The following is a 20,362-nucleotide window of genomic DNA, read 5'->3' as shown; positions in this document are numbered from 1 at the left end:
CAATCTGACGTTCAACTTCAAGGGCGCGACCAGAAGGTCAGCGCCCTTTCGTTTCACGTCACCTTGTCTCAAATGCGACCCGCTCGCTGACTCTGCCATTACATCGGTGTTGCCGTGGTTGTTGAGTAGTCATTGGGCACTTGGCACTTGGGGACGTTCCTTTTGTGCCGGCACCTGGGGACACTCCTTATGTCAAGAGATTGGTGCAAGAGGGATAGATTACCTTGCATCAATCTAATAAGTTGCGGTGAGATAGTTCTTGAATTGGCTTTTTGAGGGCTAAACAGGAACTATCTCACCGCAACTGCGTTGAGCGTTTTTTGGCAGCTGGTTTACTTGCTCGCGAAGAGCCAGACCAGGATGATCACCAGGATTGCGGCGACGATGCAGACGATGGCGCCGGTGAATTTGATGCGTGAGTCGCGGGTACGCTCGCGCACCGCGTCCTCGGTGGCTTCGAGCTGGGTAACCTCTCGCTCGGTCTCGGCGTGCTCGGCTTTGTCTCGGGCCAAGGATCCTGCAAGCGACTCAGTGATCTCTGGGTGGTCGTGTACCTCGGTCGCCTGCTCGATGATCGACTGTGCATGTGCGGCATCTGCTTGGGCGTTGGCGATGGTCTGCTCCTGGTCCCGGCGTGCCTTGTCCTCGGCAGTGATCTTCTCGCGCAGTTCGCGCTGACGAGTCGCGGCGGCGGTTTTTGCGGTCTGCAGCTCGTCGCGCGCGGCATCGGCCTCTGCCGTCACGGCCTGATGGGCTCGCTTGGCGTCGGCGATGGGGGCCTGCGCCTGTTCGACGGCCTGCTCGGCTGCGGCAAGCGAGTGCTCAAGGTCGGCGGTGATGCGCGGGACATCTTCTTCGGCTTTTCGCAGGGCATCTGCCGTGTCGGAGATCTGCATCGAGAGCTCGCTGGTGCGCACCGTATAGTTGGCGGGATTTGCCGAGGGATTGCGTTGCAGCTCGGCATACTCATGGCGCAGCGTCTCGAGCTGGGCGCGCGTGGCGTCGACGGTTTGTTGTGCGGCCGCAATGCCGGCGTCTCGCTCGGCCTTCACCTTGTCGCGGATGCGCTTGGAATCCTCAAGACGTCGAACGAGGCGGTTGCCGGTCTCGCGAGAGCTCGCCTCGCGGGCCTCCACGGCGTCGAGCGCGGCCTTCAGGCGGAGCTCAGTCGCGTCATCCTCTGTCTTCATTTGTTCGAGCTGACCCTTGAGCTCTGCTACTTTGGAAGCATGGACATCGCGATCGATTTCGGCTGCCGCAGCGGTCTTTTGCGCCGTGGCGATCGCCTGGCGCTGGTCGGCGACGATCTGGTCGTAGCGGCCTGCGATATCCTGGCGTGTCTCGAGTTCCTCGGCCTGATCGGCAATGCGCTGCTCAAGTTCGGCCAGGTGGGCGCGGGCATCGGCAAGTGCCTTTTTCGCGGCGTTCATCTCGCGCATGGCCGAGGCGCCCTGGGCGATAAAGGTGCCCACGGCGTTCGCAGTGTTCGAGACAGCGGTCCCCAGATCGCGGCTCGCGGCGGGGGAGTGCGGGGCGGTCGGGCGAGCGGTGTCGGCAGCGTCCGCATCGGCAACCTGCGGCGCGGCGATATTGCCGGTACCGCCCTCGACCACAGAAAAGCCTGCTGCGTGCGGATCGACCGCATCGGCGCCAATCGTGGGGTGCTCGAGCTGCAGAAACGAGGGCATGGTGCTGCCCTGGTCGGCAACCGGAGTCTCGCCGGGCACAAAGGTCGAGGCCGCCACGGCGGCCTCCTCTTCCTCGGCATCAATATCGGCATCGGCGACGGCGTTTTTCATCGCTTTGACAGCATCCATCATGGAGTCCATGACGGCATCGAGCTCTTCTTCCGAAGACACCTCGATGGGGCCCGCTGCTTGCGGGGCGTCGTCCTGTACAGGGGCGTCGTCCTGAGCGGGCGCATCGTCGTTTTGCTCATCGGCGTTTTCTGTTTCGGGGGTTTCCGCCGTAGCGCTTTCGTTCAAGATGGGGTCGTCGATGTCGATACCATCGCAGGTCACAGCGTCAGTATCTGCGGTGACGTCTGCGGAATCATCAATATGCTGTTGAGTCTGGGGGTCCAGCTCGTCTGTCATAGGCATGTGCTCCTCATCGTTGTTTGTCACCCTATGATAAAGTCTCGCGCCGACATCCCGCGCGCCGCAGCAAAGTTTCAAAACGTGTTCGATGGCTCGATCTGATAGCAATAACTCGATCGCTTTATTCAGTTTGTACTTGACAATCCCTTCGCCGAACGACGTGGTGCCGTTCGCCTGCCATGGGCTTTATTTTTCACTTGAAGAAGCTAAAGTTGCATTTCAGCTTTTGGCGCGTGAAGTTGGATGCGCGCAGTCGGCGGGCGTGCCCGTCGCGATTTGAAAGGACTTTGTATGGGACTTTTCACTGGTAAGACCGTGATCGTCACCGGCGGCGGCAAGGCCACGCTTAAGGACGGTTCCGCTGGCTCCATCGGCTACGGCATCGATATCGCATTTGCCAAGGAGGGCGCGAACCTCGTCATCACCGGCCGCAACGTCGCCAAGCTCGAGGCCGCCAAGGAGTCTCTCGAGGCCGAGTACGGCGTCAAGGTTCTGCCTGTTCAGGCCGATGTCTCGGCTGGTCAGGACAACGAGGCCGTCGTCCAGAACGTCATCGACAAGGCCATTGAGGAGTTCGGCCGCATCGACGCCGTCATCAACAATGCTCAGGCCAGCGCCTCGGGCGTGACCATCGCCGATCACACCATGGATCAGTTCAACCTGGCCATTTACTCCGGTCTGTATGCTACCTATCTGTACATGCAGAAGGCCTATCCGCACCTGAAGGAGACCAAGGGCTCCGTGGTCAACTTTGCCTCGGGCGCCGGCCTGTTTGGCAACTATGGCCAGTGCAGCTATGCTGCCGCCAAGGAGGGCATCCGCGGCCTGACCCGCGTTGCCGCCAACGAGTGGGGCAAGGACGGCATCAACGTCAATATCGTTTGCCCGCTTGCTTGGACTGCTGCGCTCGAGAACTTCCAGGATGCCTATCCCGAGGCGTTCAAGGCCAACGTCCACATGCCGCCGGCTGGTCACTACGGCGACGTCGAGAAGGAAATCGGCCGCGTGGTCGTTCAGCTCTGCGGTCCCGACTTTAAGTACATGAACGGCGAGACCGTCACCCTCGAGGGTGGCATGGGCCAGCGGCCCTAAGAGTTACGCGGTTTTACCAAACCGCGTAGCCAGTTGACGCTGCGCGGTCACCAGAGCGACAACTTGTCATTCAAAGAGGGCGGCATGACCAGAAGGTCTATGCCGTCCTCTTTTCATGCCAATTTGTTCGCTCTGGTGACCGCTCGCTGACGTTGCCAAAACATCGGTGTTGCTGGAGTAGTCGTTGGGGACGTTCTTAAATGACTAGTCGAAAGGGACGCTCTTGCCGGCACTTGGGGACAGTCCCTAAGTGTCGGCAGATTGGGACATTCCTTTGCAAGATGGCGCTGAAGATTGTCCCCGACGACTAGTCGTTTAAGAACGTCCCCAACGACTGGTCGTTTAATGCACCAGTTTCTGTCGAGTCGGTGCTCTTTGCGGGTTGCCCGTATAATGGGTTGCGTATGAACCGCAACCAAGGAGTTCCAGTTTATGGACCAGAGCCTTTTTAAATTCGACCTGATCGCCGAGGATCCGACGACGCATGCGCGTGCCGGCGTGCTGCACACCCCACATGGCGACATCGAGACGCCGATCTTCATGCCCGTGGGCACCAAGGCAAACGTCAAGGGCATTCCTACCGAGACCGTTAAACAGCTCGGCGCCCAGATCGTGCTTGCCAATACCTATCACCTGTCCATGCGTCCCGGCGAGGACACCATCGCCGAGCTGGGCGGGCTGCACAAGTTTATGAACTGGCATGGCCCCATTCTTACCGACTCGGGCGGCTTCCAGGTGTTCAGCCACAACGACGCCGTCAAGCTCACCGACGAGGGCGTGCGCTTTATCGTCAACGACTACGACGGCCGCCGTGTGTTCTGGACGCCCGAGGACAACATGGAAATCGCCATGAAGCTCGGTTCCGACATCTGCATGCAGCTCGACCAATGCCCGGGCTATCCCGCCACGCGCGCCTACGTTGAGCGCGCCGTTGAGCTGTCGAGTATGTGGGCCGAGCGCTGCTACAAGGCTCACACCCGCGATGACCAGGCGCTCTTTGGCATCGTCCAGGGTGGCATGCATCTGGATCTGCGCCTGCGCTCGCTGCGCCATCTGGAGGAGTGCGGCGACTTCCCCGGTTACGGCATCGGCGGCTACTCGGTGGGCGAGGACCACGAGACTATGTTCGAGACGCTGGCGCCGCTGGTTTCCGAGTACATGCCTAAGCACAAGCCGCGCTACCTCATGGGCGTCGGCAACCCTACCACGCTCGTGCGCGGCGTTGGCGTGGGCATCGACATGTTCGACTGCGTGCTGCCGACGCGCACCGGCCGCATGGGTACGGCGTTCTCCAGTGAGGGTCGCCTCAACTTCCGTAACGCGCGCTTTGCGCACGACGACGGCCCCATCGACCCCACCTGCACCTGCCCGGTGTGCACGGGCGGCTACAGCCGCGCGCTCATCCGCCACATGGTCACGCAGAAGGAGATGCTCGGCGGTATTCTGCTGTCGATGCACAACATCTACTACCTGCTCAACCTTATGCAGCGTGCCCGCCAGGCCATTATCGAGGGCCGCTACGGCGCGTTCGTGAGTGACTGGATGAACAGTCCTGCGGCGGTGGACTACTAAGAGCGGCGCGGGCGCTTGCAGAGCGCTGGCAACGGCAAGGGGCGAGCGCTGGCCGGTCATCGCGTTCGCTAACACGGTCTGCGCGACCGCTGACCGATAGCTTGCAAGCACTTGATGCATCGTGGGTACCATACCGAATGGTTGATGTTCGGGCGGGTGTTTGGCGCATGGCGTCGACCCCGCCCGTTTTTCTTTTTCTCGATAGGAGTACCCATGATTAAGAACGAGAATGTCGAGGGCGAGCCTGCCTACGACGAGACGTACCGCCGCGGCCCCGTGTTCATGCGCGGCCCCATGATTCCTAAGGACAACACCTACGCCAACCTGCTGGCGCCCGAGGAGTCGACCGACTGGCTGCATGCCGACCCCTGGCGCGTGCTGCGCATTCAGGCAGAGTTTGTCGACGGCTTTGGCGCGCTTGCCGAGCTCGGGCCCGCGGTGACCATCTTCGGCAGCGCCCGCACGCCCAAGACCGATCCGCTCTACAAGGCGGCGCGCGCGGTCGGTCGCAAGATTGCGCAACGTGGCGTGGCGGTCATCACCGGTGGCGGCCCCGGCATCATGGAAGCGGCCAACAGGGGAGCGGCGAGTGTCAACGGCAAGTCAGTTGGTTTGGGCATTGAGCTGCCGCACGAGCAGGGGCTCAACAAATACGTGAACCTCGGTATGGACTTCCGCTACTTCTTTGTGCGCAAGACCATGTTCGTCAAATACAGCTCGGGCGCTATTGTGTTTCCCGGCGGGTTTGGCACGCTCGACGAGATGTTTGAGGTGCTCACGCTGGTGCAAACGCACAAGGTCAAGCGCATGCCGCTTGTGCTGGTAGGCAGCGAGTACTGGCAGGGCCTATTCGACTGGCTTAACGGTCCGGTGATGGACGCCGGTATGATCAGCCCGCTCGATCCGGAGCTGGTGCACATCACCGACGACCTCAACGAGGCCGTCGACATTGCGCTCAGCGGGCTGATGTAGGGCGAGGTGCCTATCGTTGTAGTAATGAGAACGGCAGATTGATGCTATTTAACATCAGTCTGCCATCTAAACTGGGTATACTGATGCAAAAGACGAGGCTAGGAGGTCGCGTATGTCTACTGCAACGGTTAAGCCTACGACGGTTCGCATCGAAGAGGGGCTCAAGGAGCAGGCGACTGAGTTCTTGGATTCGGTCGGCCTCAGCCTCAATTCCTATCTCAATCTTGCCGTTCGGCAGCTTGTAAATCAGCGAAAGATTCCTTTTGAGATTGTAGGAAGGGCGGAGGTGCCCAACGAGGCGACGAGGCGCGCCATGGTGATTGCCGAGGCTCATGAGTTGGGGATTTTGCCGGACGACAGCCCGTCATTCAATAACGCTGATGAGCTTATGTCATTCCTCGATGAGGAATAGCGATGTTCGAGATTAAAGTCGAGGCTCAATTTAAGGCGGACTACAAACGAACGATGCGCATGCATCCGCAGCTAAAAAGTGAGTTTAAAGCGGCGGTTGCAGAGCTTGTGGCTCATGGGTCACTTCCGGCGGAGTATGGCGCCCACGAGCTCTCAAACCCGGGCGGAAACTACAACGGCCACATCGATTTCCACCTATCCGATGGCTTGGTCGATGTGGTCGTTCTTTATCTTCCCCATAAGACTAACCCAGTGATTAGGCTGGTGAGAATGGGCTCGCATGAGGAACTGTTTCAGGGTCCGCTGGGCTGATCGCCGATTTCCAAGTTGCGGTGGAATAGGGACTGATTTGCGGTCGATTGGCCAAAAACAGTCCCTATTTCACCGCAACTGATAGGCGCGCCCCGTTCGCTGCTGCGGCCCCCGGTTCTCCTCATTGCTGGATTTCGCTCAAAAACTCAGCGGCGACTTCGTTGCTTTTGAAACGGATGCTGCGGTCTTCTTTCTTGGGGAATGCCAGCAGCGGGATAGTCCCGTACCAGACAGTTTCCTCGTCAATCACGGCCGCGCACAGCCGCCCTTTGGCCTTGACGGAATAGTCGACGTTCATCTCGGCAAAAATCGCTTTCGCGTCATCGCGCGGAGGTGAGGCAACATAAACCTCAAGGGTAATCCCACGGGCGGCTGCGCCTGCGAGTGTGGTGGTGAGTTTCGTGAGGCATGCGGCGGATGCGTAGGATGCGGCTATGAAGGCACTCTTTGTGGCACCGGTGATGTCTTTAATTAATGCCTCAATAGCGTTTGCCGGCTCTATGAGAATGTTGTAATCGGGTTGCTCGCTGTCCTCTGCTGAATAAATTTCGTACCCCAACTTGGCGTACGTCTTGAGTCTTTTCTGGTACATGCGGGCGAGCATGGGTATCGACAGGTCAATGTAGTCGAATATCTCAACCTGTTGCTTGCCCTCGTGGCTTCTATGCAGTCTGCCCACCTGCTGCGTTACGCTGCCGTCCCAAGATATCGGCGTGGCAATGAAAAGGGTGTCAAGGTAGGACAGATCGAAGCCCTCGCTCAGAAGGCTTTCGGTGGCGACGATGATTCGATGTTCATGCTCAAAGCCGGGAAGACTGTTCAGTATCGCTTTTCTTTCTTTGGCGCCGATTTCTCCGGTTAAGAGTATGGGCTCGTGTCTGCGATCATTAAGCAACCTGAACAGTTCCTCAGCATGCTTTTTCCTTTTGGATAGTATGAGCGGATGTCGACCGTTTGACGCTGCTTCGAGGGCGTCATCGACAATCAATTCGTTTCTTGCCGCATGTGCACACAGCATATCGAGAATCTGATTGAAGCTTGCATCCGGCTCGTAGGCGGATAGCCGAATGCCGGTAAATCTCGGTCGAACGATGCGCTGGATGCCCTGCTGAATTGCCTGCGTTTTTGGATCGATGACATAGCGAAGCGGGCCGCAGAGCATCGAGAGCGCCCGCGTGAGTCCGTCGGAGCGCTCGGGTGTCGCGGAGAGGCCATATATATATTTGGCTGGAGCGGACTTGAGGACGAGCTCGAGCTGTGGCGCGGCAGCATGGTGGCATTCGTCGCAGATAATGAGGTCGTAATTACGAACAAGGTTCTTAACTATCGGCTCCCCGGTTTGGGAGTCTTTGCCAGATAGCGACTGAAAGGAAGCGACGTCGATAAGGCCGCTGACGGCGGTTTTGCCCCCTCCGATTTGTCCAATAAGGGGAGGTTGCTTTTTGCTGATTCGTCCTTTTGGCGTTCGGACCGGCTCTCTGGTGTCCGTAATGTCGAGAAATCGTTCGAGCTGCGATTTCCATTGGGCTATGAGCGCGGTCTTTGGAACAATGACGAGCGCCGGAAGACCAACGGCGGCAATAAGATAAGCTCCGATGACGGTTTTACCGAAGCCCGTTGGCGCAGACATGATTCCGTCTTCGTATTCAAGCATCTGGTCGGCGGCAATTTGCTGTTCGGGATGAAGGGTCCCTTTGAATGCCATCTCAATTGGATTGCCTGTGCTACGTTCGTCTGAATAATGGGCAGTAACGTGGGCTTCTTGAATCAGCTGCTCAAGTTGGGCTTTGCAGCCTCTGGGAATCGCGACGCGGCCATCTCTAAGTTCGCTGAGGTCTATGAGTCGCGGTTTGCCGAATACTGATTGATGCATAGATTGCGCACGGAAGAACTCCGGGTTGGCAAATGTCGCAAGCCTGCGGATTTCCATTTGAGCTGCCGGGCTCAGAGACTTTTCGGGGATGTAGAGCATATCGGCTTGTGTGACGAGCAGGTTCGAGGGGAAGTCTCGTGGCGTGAGCGGGAGCCGCTTTCGTGGCTTTTGGACATTGCGCCTGGTTTTGTTTGTCGCTGCAGCTGTTGCTATTCCAAGCGGTTTGTTTTTGGTGTCCTCGATCAGACGATCCACCGTCGCACGCGAGATTAGTTGGATTTGCGAAAGGTAAAGCCATTGGTCGGGAAAGGGCTCGAATCGTTCGTCAACAAATACGCTGTTTCCTTCCCGCTGCGCTTTTCCCTGAAAGGGCAGCGCAATGAGATTTCCAAAGCCGCCTTCAGGAATGGTGGACTGCGCGGGTATCATTCGGTCAAAGGCTTCGAAGGTGATTGTCTTGTTGAGTGCCGCTGCTTCGGCGATAAGGCAGCTACCGAAATCTCGTGCTGTCTTTGCGTTTATAGGTTCTAGGAAGAAAAACCAGATATGCGCGCCGTTGCCTGACCTTGATCGCTCGACCGCAGCGTTAATTCCATGGTTTTTTACGACAAGCCTGATAGCGTTTGTCGCTTCTTTCCAATCGGCTTTGTCAAAATCAATGACAAGGACATTTGTGTTGCAGTCTTTGTCGAGAACATATTGACCTATGACGTCCCGGAGCCTGTCGTCGCTGCCTTTGAAATGGGCGATAATGGCGGCATCGTTCAGCTCAAGGAATGTGCGGCTGCGACATTCAGCGCATTTAATTCTGTGATGGTTTGCTTTGGGGCAAATGCCTGGCTTCCACTCATTTGCGCAGGCGGGTGTATAGCCGATGCCCCCGTCTTTTCTGCGATACCCGTGAGCGTGCACATCTTTGCGGCCGGTAAAAAGATTGCGAAAGAGCTCGAGTTTGTCGCGCGCTGGGCTCGCGCTGGTAACGATGCCCTCGGTCTGTGCACGTTCGCCGAAAGATTTGCCGGCTTTGTCCCATTCTTCGAGTGTTGCGTAACGGATGTCTGGACCGTTGCTACAGATTACGATCTGCTTACGCGGATCTGAAGCGTGGACAACCGTTTTATTGAGTTTGAATAAGGCGTTCCCGAAAAGGGCGTATTGATGCACGGCGTTGCTCATTTGAATGCCATTCTTGTCAGCGTTCATTGGGATGAGGGTACGTCATTTCAGCTTTATGAGATATGCGACTTCGATTTTGGTTCGGTAATAGTGGGGTACCGATCCGTGAGTGGCAATTAGCCGGTGCCAAAACGTGCGGCGGCTGTTGTTAAAGGTGTTTTGGCGGCTATGGGGCGTGTTGGCGGCGTGGGGAGGGGTCCTCGAATGACTCCGTGGTCAAATAACGTCAAATATGAGTACTGTTGTTAATGTAGTCTCATAACATTTGGTAAGAATAGAATACCAATTCCACATTATTCTATATATCTAACCCACTAAACACGGAATTTTGAGCCTTGGCAAGACGTGGAATTGATCGAAATGATCAATTCCGGCGAGATTTTGCTGCTACTAATTTGGTGGCGGTACTCATATTTGCCATTTTTTGTCCAGTGGGTACCGCGAGGGGCCTGTTCGACTGGCTCAACGGCCCGGTGATGGATGCCGGCATGATCAGCCCACTCGATCCAGACCTTGTCCACATCACCGACGACCTCAACGAAGCCGTCGACATCGCCCTGAGCGGGCTGATGTAGGGTAGGTAAAATGGGACGGGGCTAAAAGACTGGTCTGAAACGTTTGATACCAGTCTTTTTAGCCCCGTCCCAAATGAACTGCTTCTAAGTTGCGGTGGAATAGGGATTGATTTGCGGCTGATAAGCCAAAAACAGTCCCTATTTCACCGCAAGTGGTATGGGTAGCCCTAATTGGCAGGTTGGTAGCGGGGGCAGTAGCTGATGGCGATGGCGTCGACGCCTACATGGGTGGCGATGGTGCAGCCGATGGGGCCGGTGCCGGCGTCTACGTAATCCTGACCCGCGAGCGCCTCGTTGACAAGCTCCTGCTCCTCGGCGGCGCCGGTCGTGAGCACGCGCACGCTGGAGCCCGGATACTCGGCCAAAAATGCGAGGCAATCGGCCATGGTGTTGGCAACGATGCGCTTGGCACCGCGGCCCTTTTTGATGGCCTTGATCTCGCCCGATTTCCACTCCGGCGAAACGGCCAGGCGAATGTTGAGCATCTGCGTCAGCTGGCCGGCGAGTTTGGGGGCGCGGCCGTTCTTAACGAGATTCTCGAGCGTGCGGGGAATCAGCAGCAGGTGGGCGTCGGGCAGCGTCGCGCGGATCTGCGCCTCGGTCTCGTCCAGGCTGCGGCCGTCCTCGCGCATGGCCAGCGCGTACTCCACCAGCAGGCCCTCGGCGCCCGAGCCGGTGCGCGAGTCGATGCAGCGCACGTCGAGCTCGTGCGTTTCGGCCGTCAGGCTGGCGTTGGCATAGCAGGCGGACCACTCGCTGCACAGCGAGATAAAGATGGCGCTATCGTGGCCGTCGGCGCGCACGCGGTCAAAGAGTTCCTTGAACTCGCCGGCACTCGGCTGCGAGGTGTGCGGCAGCTGCTCGGAGCCGGCCATGCGGGCGACGTACTCCTGGGCGGTAATCTGCACCTGGTCGAGCAGGTCCTCGCCCTCGATAATCACATGCAGCGGAATCACGTAAATGCCGAGCTCTTGGGCGCGGGCGGGGGAGATGTCCGACGTGGAGTCGGTTATGATGGCAAAAGACATAATTGCACCTTTCGTTGGGGCGCGACGGCGCCGCCTTCTGAGAGCAAAGTGCGACAAGTATAGTGGAGTCGTTCCACATTTCTAGGTTCAATTGTTGAATAGTCAACAGTTTGAAGTGTCGGTGTGGAAATCGTCAACTGGGGAAGAGGGATGCCGATGGAGGCGCTGGAGATATGCAAGCGGCCGGTCGTGCTGTTTGATTTCGATGGCACGGTGGCCGATACGGGTCGGGCGGTGATGACCTCGACGCGCAAGACGCTGGCCGCGCGCGGGTTTTCGGAGGCGCAGATGGGTGACCTGCGTCGCATGATCGGGCCTCCGCTGTGGAAGAGCTTCCACGACTTTTACGGCTTTACGCGCGAGGAGTCGCTTGTGGTGGCCGACGAGTACCGTGCCTTTTTTGATGAGCTGGGACCGGAAGAGTATCCCGTGTTCGATGGAATCCCCGAGCTGCTCGATGGCCTTGTCGCGCAGGGGCATCGCATAGCGGTCGCGACGTCTCGCATGGAGGCGAAGTGCATCGATATGGTGCATGAGCTGGGGATTTGCCAGTTTGAGGCCGTGGTCGGCATGAATCCGCCGCAGGGGCGCGAGACCAAGGCGGATTCGGTCCGCGATGCCCTGGCAGCGCTTGGGGTGCGCGCCGAGGAGGCCGTGATGATTGGCGATCGCTTTAACGACGTGGAGGGCGCACACACAATGGGCGTACCGTGCATTGGCATCTATTCGGGTGCGGCGGCGCCGGGGGAGCACGAGGCAGCGGGCGCCGATGCGGTGGTGCACTCGGTGGCCGAGCTTGCTAAACTTTTCGCTATCTAATAGACGTAATGTGAGGGGCGGGCGTACCCGTCGCTCATTGGTAAGGAGGTCGTCCATGAATCAGGTGGAGCAGAGCGTTGCCGAGTATGTCGACGAGGTCTGGGAGGATGTCGTCGCCGATATCGAGCAGCTGGTGAGCTATCCGTCCGTGGCAGTTTCTGCCGATGCGGAGCCCGGCGCGCCGTTTGGCCGCCCGGTCCGTGACGCGCTCGATTGCGCGCTCGGCATCGCGCAGAAGCTCGGCTATCAGACGAGCGACGACGAGGGCTATGTGGGAATCGCCGATATCCCGGGCCGCGGCGACAAACAGCTCGCGACCATCTGCCACGTGGACGTGGTTCCCGCCGGCCCCGGCTGGAACACCGACCCGTTCACCATGGAGCGCCGCGAGGGCTGGCTGCTCGGCCGTGGCGTGATCGACGACAAGGGTCCGGCCGTGCTGTCGCTCTACGCCGGCGCCTACCTGCTCAAGCACGGCATTGTTCCGCGCTACACCTTCCGCGCGCTGCTGGGCTGCGATGAGGAAGTGGGCATGTCCGACGTTCACCATTATCTGGAGAACCACGCAGACCCCGACTTTTTGTTTACGCCCGATGCCGAGTTCCCGGTCTGCAATGCCGAGAAGGGCCAGTTTGGGGCGACGTTCGTGAGCCCCAAGATCGACGGCGGGCGCATTGTGTCCTGGAGCGGTGCCGAGGCGAGCAACGCCATTCCGTCGCAGTCCATCTGCGAACTTGCGATTGCCGCCGATGAACTGCCGGCGCCGGTCGAGAACGCCGACCGCCTGGAGATCACGGCACTCGATAACGGGCATGCGCAGATTTTCGCCCACGGTATTGGCGGCCACGCTTCGATGCCTGAGGGCACCATCAACGCCGTCGGCCTGATCGTGTCGTATCTGCGCGAGGCCGAGGACGCGTTTGGTGCACGCGACGAGCGCCTGCTGACGCCTGCCGAGCACGAGTTCGTCAAGTTCCTGGCCTTTGTGCACGCGGATGCCTATGGCCGCGGCCTAGGTATCGACGCGACGAGCCCGGCGTTTGGCCCGCTTACCTGCAACGCTGGCGTCATCCGCGTGGCGGATGGCCATATCGAGCAGGTCATCGACGTGCGCTTCCCCGATAGCACCAGTGCCGATACCATCCGCGAGCAGCTCGACCCGCTCGTGGGCCGTTTTGGCGTGACGTGTCAGCTGGGTCGCGCTAAGGTGCCGTTCTCGGTGTCTGCCGACGATCCGGCCGTGAAGGCGCTTATCGATACCTATAACGAGTTTACGGGCAAGCATGCCGAGCCCTTTGCCATGGGCGGCGGCACGTACGCGCGCAACTTTGCCCGCGCCGTCTCGTTTGGCCCCGAGGAGACCGGCCTGGAGCTGCCCGCATGGGGCGGCCAGATGCACGGCCCCAACGAGTGCGCCAACGAGGAACAGCTTAAACAGGCGCTCAAGATTTACATCGTGGCGATCCTTCGTCTCAACGAACTGGAACTGTAGGGCTTCCCCAGGCACCCGACCTTGCCCCTCAAACCGTCGCTTGCGTACCAAAGTACGCGGCGCTCCTCTTTCGGGGCAATCTCGGGCACCTGGGAAACCCCTATATCCTGCTTGGATACAAACTTGCATTACGAGCCCGGTGCTTCGGCCCGGGCTTTTTCTGTTGCGGTGGGGTAGTCATTGGGGACGTTCCTTTGGTGTAAAAGGTGCGCCATGTTCGGCGCTGGATTGTTATCCGTTTGTAAAGGCTGGACAGAGCTTGCGGTAAGGGTCTATCAGATGCCCGTAAAAAACCGCAGTTGGCGCGGGCACTGCCCGATCGAGGCCGTATCTTTCCAAACAGCAAAGCGGGCAGGGTGCCCGCGAATCGCATGTATGAAAGGAAGATCATGCTCGATCAGGCTTATTCTCGTCGTCAGATCCTCGGCCTCGCTGGTGGTCTTGCCAGCATCGTCGGTCTCGGTCTCGTTGGGTGCGGCGGCTCCGGCGCATCCGATGCCGCCGACAAGGGTAGCGCCGCTGCTGCCGAGTCCGTCTCCGGCGAGGTGACCTACGACGGTGCCTCTTCGTTCCAGGCTCTCGTCGAGGCCGCTGCCGAGAAGTTCATGGACGCCAACCCCGATGTCTCCGTCTCCGGCTCGGGTAACGGTTCGGGCAAGGGCCTGACCGCTGTCGCCGCCGGCACCGTCACCATCGGCAACTCCGACGTCTTCGCCGAGACCAAGCTTGAGGCCGATCAAGTCAAGAACCTCGTCGACCACGAGGTCGCCGTCGTGGGCATGGGCCCCGTCGTCTCCAAGAACGTCAAGGTCGACGACCTGTCCCTCGAGCAGCTCAAGGGTATCTTCTCCGGTCAGATTACCAACTGGAAGGAGGTCGGCGGCGACGACGCCACCATCGTCGTGCTCAATCGCAAGGCCGGCTCCGGTACCCGCGCCACCTTCGAGGCTGCCGTCTTTGGCGACGAAGCCGTCGACTTTAAGGGCGACGCCGAGCTCGACAAGTCCGGCGATGTCCAGACTCAGATGGGCAGTACCGACAACGCCATCTCCTACCTCGACTTCTCGCACTTTGATGACTCCAAGTTCAACGCCATCAAGGTCGAGGGCATCGAGCCCAAGAGCAAGAACGTCACCGACGACTCCTTCAAGATCTGGGCGACCGAGCACATGTACTGCGCAAAGGACGCCGACGGGGCCACCAAGGCCTTCCTGGAGTTCATGCTTTCCGACGACGTCCAGGGCAAGCTCGTCGAGGAGCAGGGCTTTATCCCCGTCTCTGCCATGAAGGTCGTCAAGGACGCCAGCGGCAAGGTCTCCGCTAAATAAGTAATCGCCCCGGAAAGGTTTGCAATGGCAAAACAGCTGCCAAAGCGCGACCTTGAGAACGTGGGCCTGGGCGTCACGGGCGCGTTCGTAGCGCTCGTGACGCTTGTCGTTGCCGCGCTCATCTTTATGGTCGCCCAAAAGGGCCTCTCGGCTTTTCTCAGGGACGGCGTTTCGATTGTCGAGTTCTTCACCGGCACCAAGTGGGACCTGGCCAACACAGCCGAAAGCGGCCTGCCCTATACCGGCGCCCTGCCCCTGATCGTCACCTCGTTTGCGGTCATGGTACTCTCCACGCTCATCGCGCTGCCCATCGCCATCGGCTCTGCCATCTTTGCGGTCGAGATCCAACCCAAATTTGGCTCCAAGGTCTTTCAGCCGCTTATTGAGCTTTTGACCGGCATTCCCTCGGTCGTCTTTGGCCTGATCGGCTTTCACGTGGTCGTCGGTCTTATGAAGAGCGTTTTCCACGTGAGCACGGGTCTGGGCATCTTGCCCGGCGCCATCGTGCTAGCCGTCATGATCCTGCCGACCATGACCACCCTTTCGGTCGATGGCCTGCGCGCCGTGCCCGACAGCTACCGTCAGGGCTCGCTCGCGCTGGGCTACACCCGCTGGCAGACCATCTGGCACGTGGTGCTCAAGTCCGCCATGCCGTCGCTCATGACTGCGGTCATCCTGGGTATGACCCGCGCCTTTGGCGAGACGCTCGCCGTGCGCATGGTTATCGGCGGTATCGAGGCCATGCCGACGTCGCTGCTGTCGCCGGCGTCCACCATCACCACCACGCTCACCACGTCCATGGCGGTCTACGCCGAGGGCTCGGCCCAGGACGATGTTCTGTGGGCGCTCGGCCTGCTGCTGATGGGCATGAGTCTCATCTTCATCCTGATCATCCACCTTATCGGCCGCAAGGGGGCGAAGGCTCGTGGCTAGCACGCGTATCCACATCGACGAGGCGAGGCTCGGGCGTGTCCAAAAGCAGGACCGCTTCGCCACGGGCGTGTTGACGGCGATCGTCGCCATCGTCATGCTCATCGTCGTCTCCATGGTGGCCTATATCCTGTTCGAGGGCATCTCGACGCTGTTCCAGCCGGGCTTTCTCACGGAGCCGTCGCGCGCCAACGGAACGCAGGGCGGCGTGCTCTACCAGCTGTTCGACTCGTTCTACCTGCTGCTGATCACCCTGATCATCTCGGTGCCCATCAGCCTGGGTGGCGCGGTCTTTTTGGTTGAGTACGCACCCGACGGACCCGTCCGCGACATTGCCTCCACCGCCATCGAGACGCTGTCCTCGCTGCCTTCCATCGTTGTCGGCATGTTCGGTTTTCTGGTGTTCTCGGTGCAGCTGGGCTGGAAGTACTCCATCATCTCCGGCGCCGTCGCGCTCACCATGTTCAATATCCCCATTCTGGTGCGCGTGATCCAGCAGGCGCTCGAGGACGTGCCGCAGGCCCAGCGCGATGCGTGCCTGGCCATGGGCCTCACCCGCTGGGAGGCCACGCTGCACATCCTGATTCCCGAGGCCATGCCCGCTATCGTGACCGGCATCGTGCTTTCGGCCGGCCGCGTCTTTGGCGAGGCCGCGGCGCTGCTCTTTACCTCGGGCATGAGCTCGCCGGTTCGCCTCAACTTCTTGAGCCTTAACCTGTCGAGCCCTACTTGCGCCTGGAACGTGTTCCGCCCCGGTGAGTCGCTCGCCGTGCATATCTACAAGATCTATGGCGAAGGCAGCCCCGAGGCCCAGCAGATCGTTTGGGGTACCGCGGCACTGCTGATGATTTGCGTGCTGCTGTTTAACGTAATCGCCCGCATTGTGGGCAAACAACTGGCAAGGAAGATGACGGCCGAATGAGCGAGATGAATGTAACGCCCGCAACCGAAGCGGCATCGTCCGACACCCGGGACTTCCTGTCGAGCGTGGGGGAGAGCGAGAAGCGTGTGCGCGTGAGCGGCAAGGCCGTGAGCGACGAGGTTGTGCTCTCCACCAAGGACGTCAACGTGTACTATGGCGACCACCATGCACTGCACAATACGTCGCTCGACTTCCACAAGGGCGAGATCACGGCGCTCATTGGGCCTTCGGGCTGCGGTAAGTCGACCTTCTTGCGTAGCCTCAACCTCATGAATCGCGAGATTCGCGGCTGCCGCGTGGAGGGCGAGATCAACTATCGCGGGCGCAACGTGAACACCAAGACCGAGAACACCTACGAGCTGCGCCGCTCCATTGGCATGGTGTTCCAGCAGCCCAACCCGTTCCGCAAGTCCATTCGCGACAACATTACATTTGCGCCTAGGCGTCACGGCATCACCGACCGCGACGAGCTTGATCGTATGGTCGAGGAGAGTCTGCGCGGCGCGGCACTGTGGGACGAGGTCAAGGACAAGCTCGACAAGAGTGCCTACGCGCTTTCGGGCGGCCAGCAGCAGCGTCTGTGCATCGCGCGCACACTGGCGCTCAACCCCGACGTGATCCTGTTTGACGAGCCCTGCTCGGCGCTCGACCCCATCTCGACGCTGGCGATCGAGGACCTTATGTCGTCGATCGTGGCCGACCGCGCCATCGTCATCGTGACGCACAACATGGAGCAGGCGTCGCGCGTGTCCAACCGCACGGCGTTCTTCTACATGGGCGATATGGTCGAGTACGACGAGACTGACGAGATTTTTCAACGGCCCAAGGATAAGCGGCTGAATGATTACCTCACCGGCATGTTCTCCTAGTCCGGGACATGCTTGAGGCCCGCGGCGGCCACGGTTGCCGCGGGACTGATTGGAGAAGCGGGTCATCTCTTGTGGGAGATGGCCCGCCTTTTTGTGTCGTGTGCGGCCCGCCTTTTCGCTGCTATCATGGACAACGTTGAATTTCTACGAAGGAGCAGGGCATATGGCGATTCTTTTGGGATGCGATTCCGTCAGCCTAGAGTTTCCCACCAAGCATATTTTCGATAGCGTGACGCTCGGCGTGGGCGAGGGCGACCGCATTGGTATTGTCGGTAAAAACGGCGACGGCAAGTCGACGCTGCTGAGCGTGCTCGCCGGCACGCTGGAGCCCGATGACGGACGCGTGACGCACCGCCGCGGCACGACGATCGGTCTGCTCGGCCAAAAGGACAACCTGGTCGATACTGATACCGTGCATCATGCCGTTGTGGGCGACGCCCCCGAGTACGAGTGGGCGTCGAGCCCCCGCACGCGCCAGATCCTCGCCGGCCTCATCAGCGATGTGCCCTGGGAGGGCACGGTGGGCGAGCTTTCGGGCGGTCAGCGCCGTCGCGTGGACCTCGCGCGCTTGCTGATCGGCGATTACGACGTGCTCATGCTCGACGAGCCCACCAACCACCTGGATATGCGCACCATCAACTGGCTCGCGCGTCACTTAAAGGCCCGCTGGCAGCGCGGCCAGGGTGCCATGCTCGTGGTCACGCACGACCGCTGGTTCTTGGACGAGGTCTGCACCAGCATGTGGGAGGTCCACGACGGCCAGGTCGATCCCTTCGAGGGCGGCTATTCGGCATACATCCTGCAGCGCGTGGAGCGCGACCGCATGGCCGCCGTTACCGAGGAGCGCCGTCGCAACATGGCGCGCAAGGAGCTCGCGTGGCTGAGCCGCGGTGCCCAGGCTCGTTCCACCAAGCCCAAGTTTCGCGTGGATGCCGCTCGTGAGCTGATCGCCGACGTGCCGCCCGTGCGTGACGAGCTGGAGCTCAAGCGCCTGGCCGTGAGCCGCTTGGGCAAGCAGGTTATCGATGTGGTCGACGTGGATGCCGGCTATGCCGATACCGACGGCGCGCCCAAGCAGGTGCTCACCGATGTGACCTGGCTCATTGGTGCGGGCGACCGCTATGGCCTTTTGGGCGAGAACGGCGCCGGTAAGTCGACGCTGCTCGACGTGATCCAGGGCAAGATTGAACCCACGCGCGGCCGCGTGAAGATTGGCCAGACAGTGCGCTTTGGCGTGCTGTCGCAGCAGCTCGAGGAGCTCAAGCCCTACATGGGCGACACGATCCGCGAGGTGCTCGGCAACTATAAGAAGTACTACGTCATCGACGGCAAGGAGACTTCGCCCGAGAAGCTCTGCGAACGTCTGGGCTTTACGACGCAGCAGCTCTGGAGCCGCATCGGCGATCTTTCGGGCGGCCAGCGCCGTCGCCTGTCGCTGTTGCTGACGATTCTGGACGAGCCCAACGTGCTCATCCTGGACGAGCCGGGCAACGACCTGGATACCGACATGCTCGCGATTGTCGAGGACCTGCTGGACGGCTGGCCCGGCACGCTGATCCTGGTGACGCACGACCGCTTTTTGATGGAGCGCGTGACCGACCAGCAGTGGGCGCTGCTCGACGGCCACCTGACGCATATGCCCGGTGGCGTGGACCAGTACCTGCGCCTGTGCAACGCTACCGCCGAGGGCGAGCCCGTGGGCGCGCCGAGCGCCAAGACCGGCACGTTCGACACCGGTGCCGCGGCAGCTGCGGCCGAAAAGCCCAAGTCGAGCGGTCAGCCCAACGGCCTGTCCAACGCCGAGCGCCAGAAGCTCCGCCGCGAGGTGAGTTCGCTCGAGCGCAAGATGGAGACGCAGCGCACCCGCGTTGAGGAGGCCGAGGCAGCAATGGCCCAAGTCGATCCCACCAACTACACGGCGCTCGGCGAGCAGCAGGCAAAGATCGACGAGGCTCACGCCGCCATGGACGAGCTGGAGATGGCGTGGCTCGAGGCGAGCGAAAAGCTCGAGGGCGAGGAGTAGGCGAGAATGATCAAAGCCGCGTTTTTCGATATCGACGGCACGCTGCTGAGCTTTAAGACCCACCGGATTCCGGCGTCGGCGCAGCAGGTGCTCGACAGCTTTCACGAGCAGGGGATTGCGTGCGTGATCGCCACGGGCCGTCCGACCTACCAGATGCCGGACTGGCTGTTCGACCTGGGCTGGGATGCGTACATTACGCTTTCGGGCCAGCACTGCTTTGATGCCGAGGGGGTTTACCGCAGCTGCCCGATCGATTCGGACGACGTCGCGGTGATTGTGGACCAGGTGGCGCAGGGGCGCTACGACTCGCTGTGCATGCAGGGCGAGAACTCGTTTGTGAACCGCCTGTCCGAGCGCGTGGTGACGGCTGGCAGCAACGCGGGAATCGTCTACCACGAGGAGCCGTTTGAGCACGCCTTTGACGCACCGGTCTACCAGTTTTGCGCCTTTGTGGACCCGGCCGACGAGCATATCGTGACCGACGCCGTGTCGCATTCGCTCACCACGCGCTGGTGCGACCTGTTCTGCGACATTATTCCCGCTAACGGCGGCAAGGACCTGGGCGTGGCGGCGACGCTCGAGCGGCTTGGTATCGACGCGAGCGAGGCGATTGCCTTTGGCGACGGCGAGAACGACCTGTCGATGTTTGCCGCCGTGGGCACGAGCGTGGCCATGGGCAACGCACAGGACACGGTGAAAGCTGCGGCGACCTATGTGACGACAGCCGTGGACGACGACGGCATCTACAACGCCGCGAAGCACTTTGGACTGTTATAACTGCGGCTCGGCACCTGGGGACGTTCCTTTTAATATGAGCAGGACATTGTCAAGAGGCAAAATCGGGCCTGGCCCCAACGATATGGGGTCAG

General features: G+C 60.2%; 18 protein-coding genes. 15 read left to right on the top strand and 3 right to left on the bottom strand.

Going from position 1 to position 20,362, the window contains the following annotated elements; genetic code table 11:
* Positions 1-332: 332 nt before the first annotated feature.
* On the bottom strand, positions 333-2,096 hold the full coding sequence (locus tag ABG996_RS09870) for a coiled-coil domain-containing protein (protein ID WP_343000699.1): 1,764 nt from the start codon (positions 2,094-2,096) through the stop codon (positions 333-335).
* A gap of 91 nt (positions 2,097-2,187) precedes the next feature.
* Here ABG996_RS09870 and ABG996_RS09865 point away from each other — a divergent pair, with 91 nt between their 5' ends.
* The 6 genes from ABG996_RS09865 (at position 2,188) to ABG996_RS09840 (ending at position 6,458) form a co-directional block, all read left to right on the top strand.
* On the top strand, positions 2,188-2,379 hold the full coding sequence (locus ABG996_RS09865) for a dsRNA-binding motif domain-containing protein (RefSeq protein WP_148332093.1): 192 nt from the start codon (positions 2,188-2,190) through the stop codon (positions 2,377-2,379).
* An 11-nt stretch (positions 2,380-2,390) separates the two neighbouring features.
* Positions 2,391-3,191 carry an SDR family NAD(P)-dependent oxidoreductase gene (locus ABG996_RS09860; RefSeq protein WP_347478863.1) on the top strand — a complete coding sequence of 267 codons (801 nt, stop codon included), beginning with the start codon at positions 2,391-2,393 and terminating at the stop codon, positions 3,189-3,191.
* A 432-nt stretch (positions 3,192-3,623) separates the two neighbouring features.
* Complete coding sequence (tgt, locus tag ABG996_RS09855) at positions 3,624-4,763, top strand: tRNA guanosine(34) transglycosylase Tgt (protein ID WP_347478861.1); 1,140 nt, start codon at positions 3,624-3,626, stop codon at positions 4,761-4,763.
* A gap of 213 nt (positions 4,764-4,976) precedes the next feature.
* Positions 4,977-5,735 (top strand): LOG family protein, encoded by a 759-nt coding sequence (locus tag ABG996_RS09850; protein WP_347478860.1) that lies wholly within the window; start codon positions 4,977-4,979, stop codon positions 5,733-5,735.
* A gap of 112 nt (positions 5,736-5,847) precedes the next feature.
* Positions 5,848-6,147, top strand: a complete 300-nt coding sequence (locus ABG996_RS09845) for a type II toxin-antitoxin system RelB/DinJ family antitoxin (protein WP_022093815.1) — start codon at positions 5,848-5,850, stop codon at positions 6,145-6,147.
* 2 nt (positions 6,148-6,149) lie between these two features.
* A complete protein-coding gene (locus ABG996_RS09840; protein WP_055285799.1) occupies positions 6,150-6,458 on the top strand; it encodes a type II toxin-antitoxin system RelE/ParE family toxin in 309 nt (102 codons plus the stop codon).
* A 121-nt stretch (positions 6,459-6,579) separates the two neighbouring features.
* Here the strand turns inward: ABG996_RS09840 and ABG996_RS09835 are convergent, their stop codons facing one another.
* Positions 6,580-9,507 carry a TOTE conflict system archaeo-eukaryotic primase domain-containing protein gene (locus tag ABG996_RS09835; protein ID WP_347478858.1) on the bottom strand — a complete coding sequence of 976 codons (2,928 nt, stop codon included), beginning with the start codon at positions 9,505-9,507 and terminating at the stop codon, positions 6,580-6,582.
* Between the two features lie 335 nt (positions 9,508-9,842).
* On the opposite strand from ABG996_RS09835, the gene ABG996_RS09830 reads away from it, so the two are divergent.
* On the top strand, positions 9,843-10,082 hold the full coding sequence (locus ABG996_RS09830) for a hypothetical protein (protein WP_199409509.1): 240 nt from the start codon (positions 9,843-9,845) through the stop codon (positions 10,080-10,082).
* A 167-nt stretch (positions 10,083-10,249) separates the two neighbouring features.
* Here ABG996_RS09830 and ABG996_RS09825 read toward each other — a convergent pair whose 3' ends face one another.
* A complete protein-coding gene (locus tag ABG996_RS09825) occupies positions 10,250-11,110 on the bottom strand; it encodes a DegV family protein (RefSeq protein ID WP_347478856.1) in 861 nt (286 codons plus the stop codon).
* Positions 11,111-11,266: 156 nt separating this feature from the next.
* Between ABG996_RS09825 and ABG996_RS09820 the strand changes: the two genes are divergently transcribed.
* From ABG996_RS09820 to ABG996_RS09785, 8 genes are all read left to right on the top strand, one after another.
* Positions 11,267-11,929, top strand: a complete 663-nt coding sequence (locus ABG996_RS09820; RefSeq protein WP_347484028.1) for an HAD hydrolase-like protein — start codon at positions 11,267-11,269, stop codon at positions 11,927-11,929.
* Positions 11,930-11,984: 55 nt separating this feature from the next.
* A complete protein-coding gene (locus tag ABG996_RS09815; protein ID WP_347484029.1) occupies positions 11,985-13,421 on the top strand; it encodes a M20 family metallopeptidase in 1,437 nt (478 codons plus the stop codon).
* Positions 13,422-13,810: 389 nt separating this feature from the next.
* Positions 13,811-14,749 (top strand): phosphate ABC transporter substrate-binding protein, encoded by a 939-nt coding sequence (locus ABG996_RS09810; protein WP_347478852.1) that lies wholly within the window; start codon positions 13,811-13,813, stop codon positions 14,747-14,749.
* Between the two features lie 24 nt (positions 14,750-14,773).
* Positions 14,774-15,682, top strand: a complete 909-nt coding sequence (gene pstC / locus ABG996_RS09805) for a phosphate ABC transporter permease subunit PstC (RefSeq protein ID WP_347478850.1) — start codon at positions 14,774-14,776, stop codon at positions 15,680-15,682.
* Complete coding sequence (gene pstA / locus ABG996_RS09800) at positions 15,675-16,601, top strand: phosphate ABC transporter permease PstA (RefSeq protein WP_215673892.1); 927 nt, start codon at positions 15,675-15,677, stop codon at positions 16,599-16,601. Before pstC ends, pstA begins: the two co-directional genes overlap by 8 nt.
* Positions 16,598-17,470: a phosphate ABC transporter ATP-binding protein PstB gene (gene pstB / locus ABG996_RS09795; RefSeq protein ID WP_271740389.1), complete on the top strand. Its 873-nt coding sequence runs from the start codon at positions 16,598-16,600 to the stop codon at positions 17,468-17,470. The genes pstA and pstB overlap by 4 nt, the downstream gene beginning before the upstream one ends.
* A 163-nt stretch (positions 17,471-17,633) precedes the next feature.
* Positions 17,634-19,493: an ABC-F family ATP-binding cassette domain-containing protein gene (locus tag ABG996_RS09790; RefSeq protein ID WP_195502717.1), complete on the top strand. Its 1,860-nt coding sequence runs from the start codon at positions 17,634-17,636 to the stop codon at positions 19,491-19,493.
* A 6-nt stretch (positions 19,494-19,499) separates the two neighbouring features.
* Positions 19,500-20,270 carry a Cof-type HAD-IIB family hydrolase gene (locus tag ABG996_RS09785; RefSeq protein WP_347478848.1) on the top strand — a complete coding sequence of 257 codons (771 nt, stop codon included), beginning with the start codon at positions 19,500-19,502 and terminating at the stop codon, positions 20,268-20,270.
* The last annotated feature ends 92 nt before the right edge of the window (positions 20,271-20,362 follow it).

Origin of the sequence: Collinsella aerofaciens, from assembly GCF_039836695.1 — a bacterium.
Classification (GTDB): domain Bacteria; phylum Actinomycetota; class Coriobacteriia; order Coriobacteriales; family Coriobacteriaceae; genus Collinsella; species Collinsella aerofaciens_BD.
The sequence above is the reverse complement of the archived record's forward strand: the minus strand, read 5'-3'. Positions and strand labels throughout refer to the sequence as shown.

Coding starts and splice junctions, on each gene's coding strand:
- pstC (WP_347478850.1), top strand. CDS start 14,774: ATGGCAAAACAGCTGCCAAAGCGCGACCTTGAGAACGTGGGCCTGGGC.
- ABG996_RS09815 (WP_347484029.1), top strand. CDS start 11,985: ATGAATCAGGTGGAGCAGAGCGTTGCCGAGTATGTCGACGAGGTCTGG.
- ABG996_RS09825 (WP_347478856.1), bottom strand. CDS start 11,110: ATGTCTTTTGCCATCATAACCGACTCCACGTCGGACATCTCCCCCGCC.
- ABG996_RS09835 (WP_347478858.1), bottom strand. CDS start 9,507: ATGAGCAACGCCGTGCATCAATACGCCCTTTTCGGGAACGCCTTATTC.
- ABG996_RS09860 (WP_347478863.1), top strand. CDS start 2,391: ATGGGACTTTTCACTGGTAAGACCGTGATCGTCACCGGCGGCGGCAAG.
- ABG996_RS09820 (WP_347484028.1), top strand. CDS start 11,267: ATGGAGGCGCTGGAGATATGCAAGCGGCCGGTCGTGCTGTTTGATTTC.
- ABG996_RS09785 (WP_347478848.1), top strand. CDS start 19,500: ATGATCAAAGCCGCGTTTTTCGATATCGACGGCACGCTGCTGAGCTTT.
- ABG996_RS09870 (WP_343000699.1), bottom strand. CDS start 2,096: ATGACAGACGAGCTGGACCCCCAGACTCAACAGCATATTGATGATTCC.
- pstB (WP_271740389.1), top strand. CDS start 16,598: ATGAGCGAGATGAATGTAACGCCCGCAACCGAAGCGGCATCGTCCGAC.
- ABG996_RS09790 (WP_195502717.1), top strand. CDS start 17,634: ATGGCGATTCTTTTGGGATGCGATTCCGTCAGCCTAGAGTTTCCCACC.
- ABG996_RS09810 (WP_347478852.1), top strand. CDS start 13,811: ATGCTCGATCAGGCTTATTCTCGTCGTCAGATCCTCGGCCTCGCTGGT.
- tgt (WP_347478861.1), top strand. CDS start 3,624: ATGGACCAGAGCCTTTTTAAATTCGACCTGATCGCCGAGGATCCGACG.
- ABG996_RS09865 (WP_148332093.1), top strand. CDS start 2,188: ATGGCTCGATCTGATAGCAATAACTCGATCGCTTTATTCAGTTTGTAC.
- ABG996_RS09850 (WP_347478860.1), top strand. CDS start 4,977: ATGATTAAGAACGAGAATGTCGAGGGCGAGCCTGCCTACGACGAGACG.
- ABG996_RS09845 (WP_022093815.1), top strand. CDS start 5,848: ATGTCTACTGCAACGGTTAAGCCTACGACGGTTCGCATCGAAGAGGGG.
- ABG996_RS09840 (WP_055285799.1), top strand. CDS start 6,150: ATGTTCGAGATTAAAGTCGAGGCTCAATTTAAGGCGGACTACAAACGA.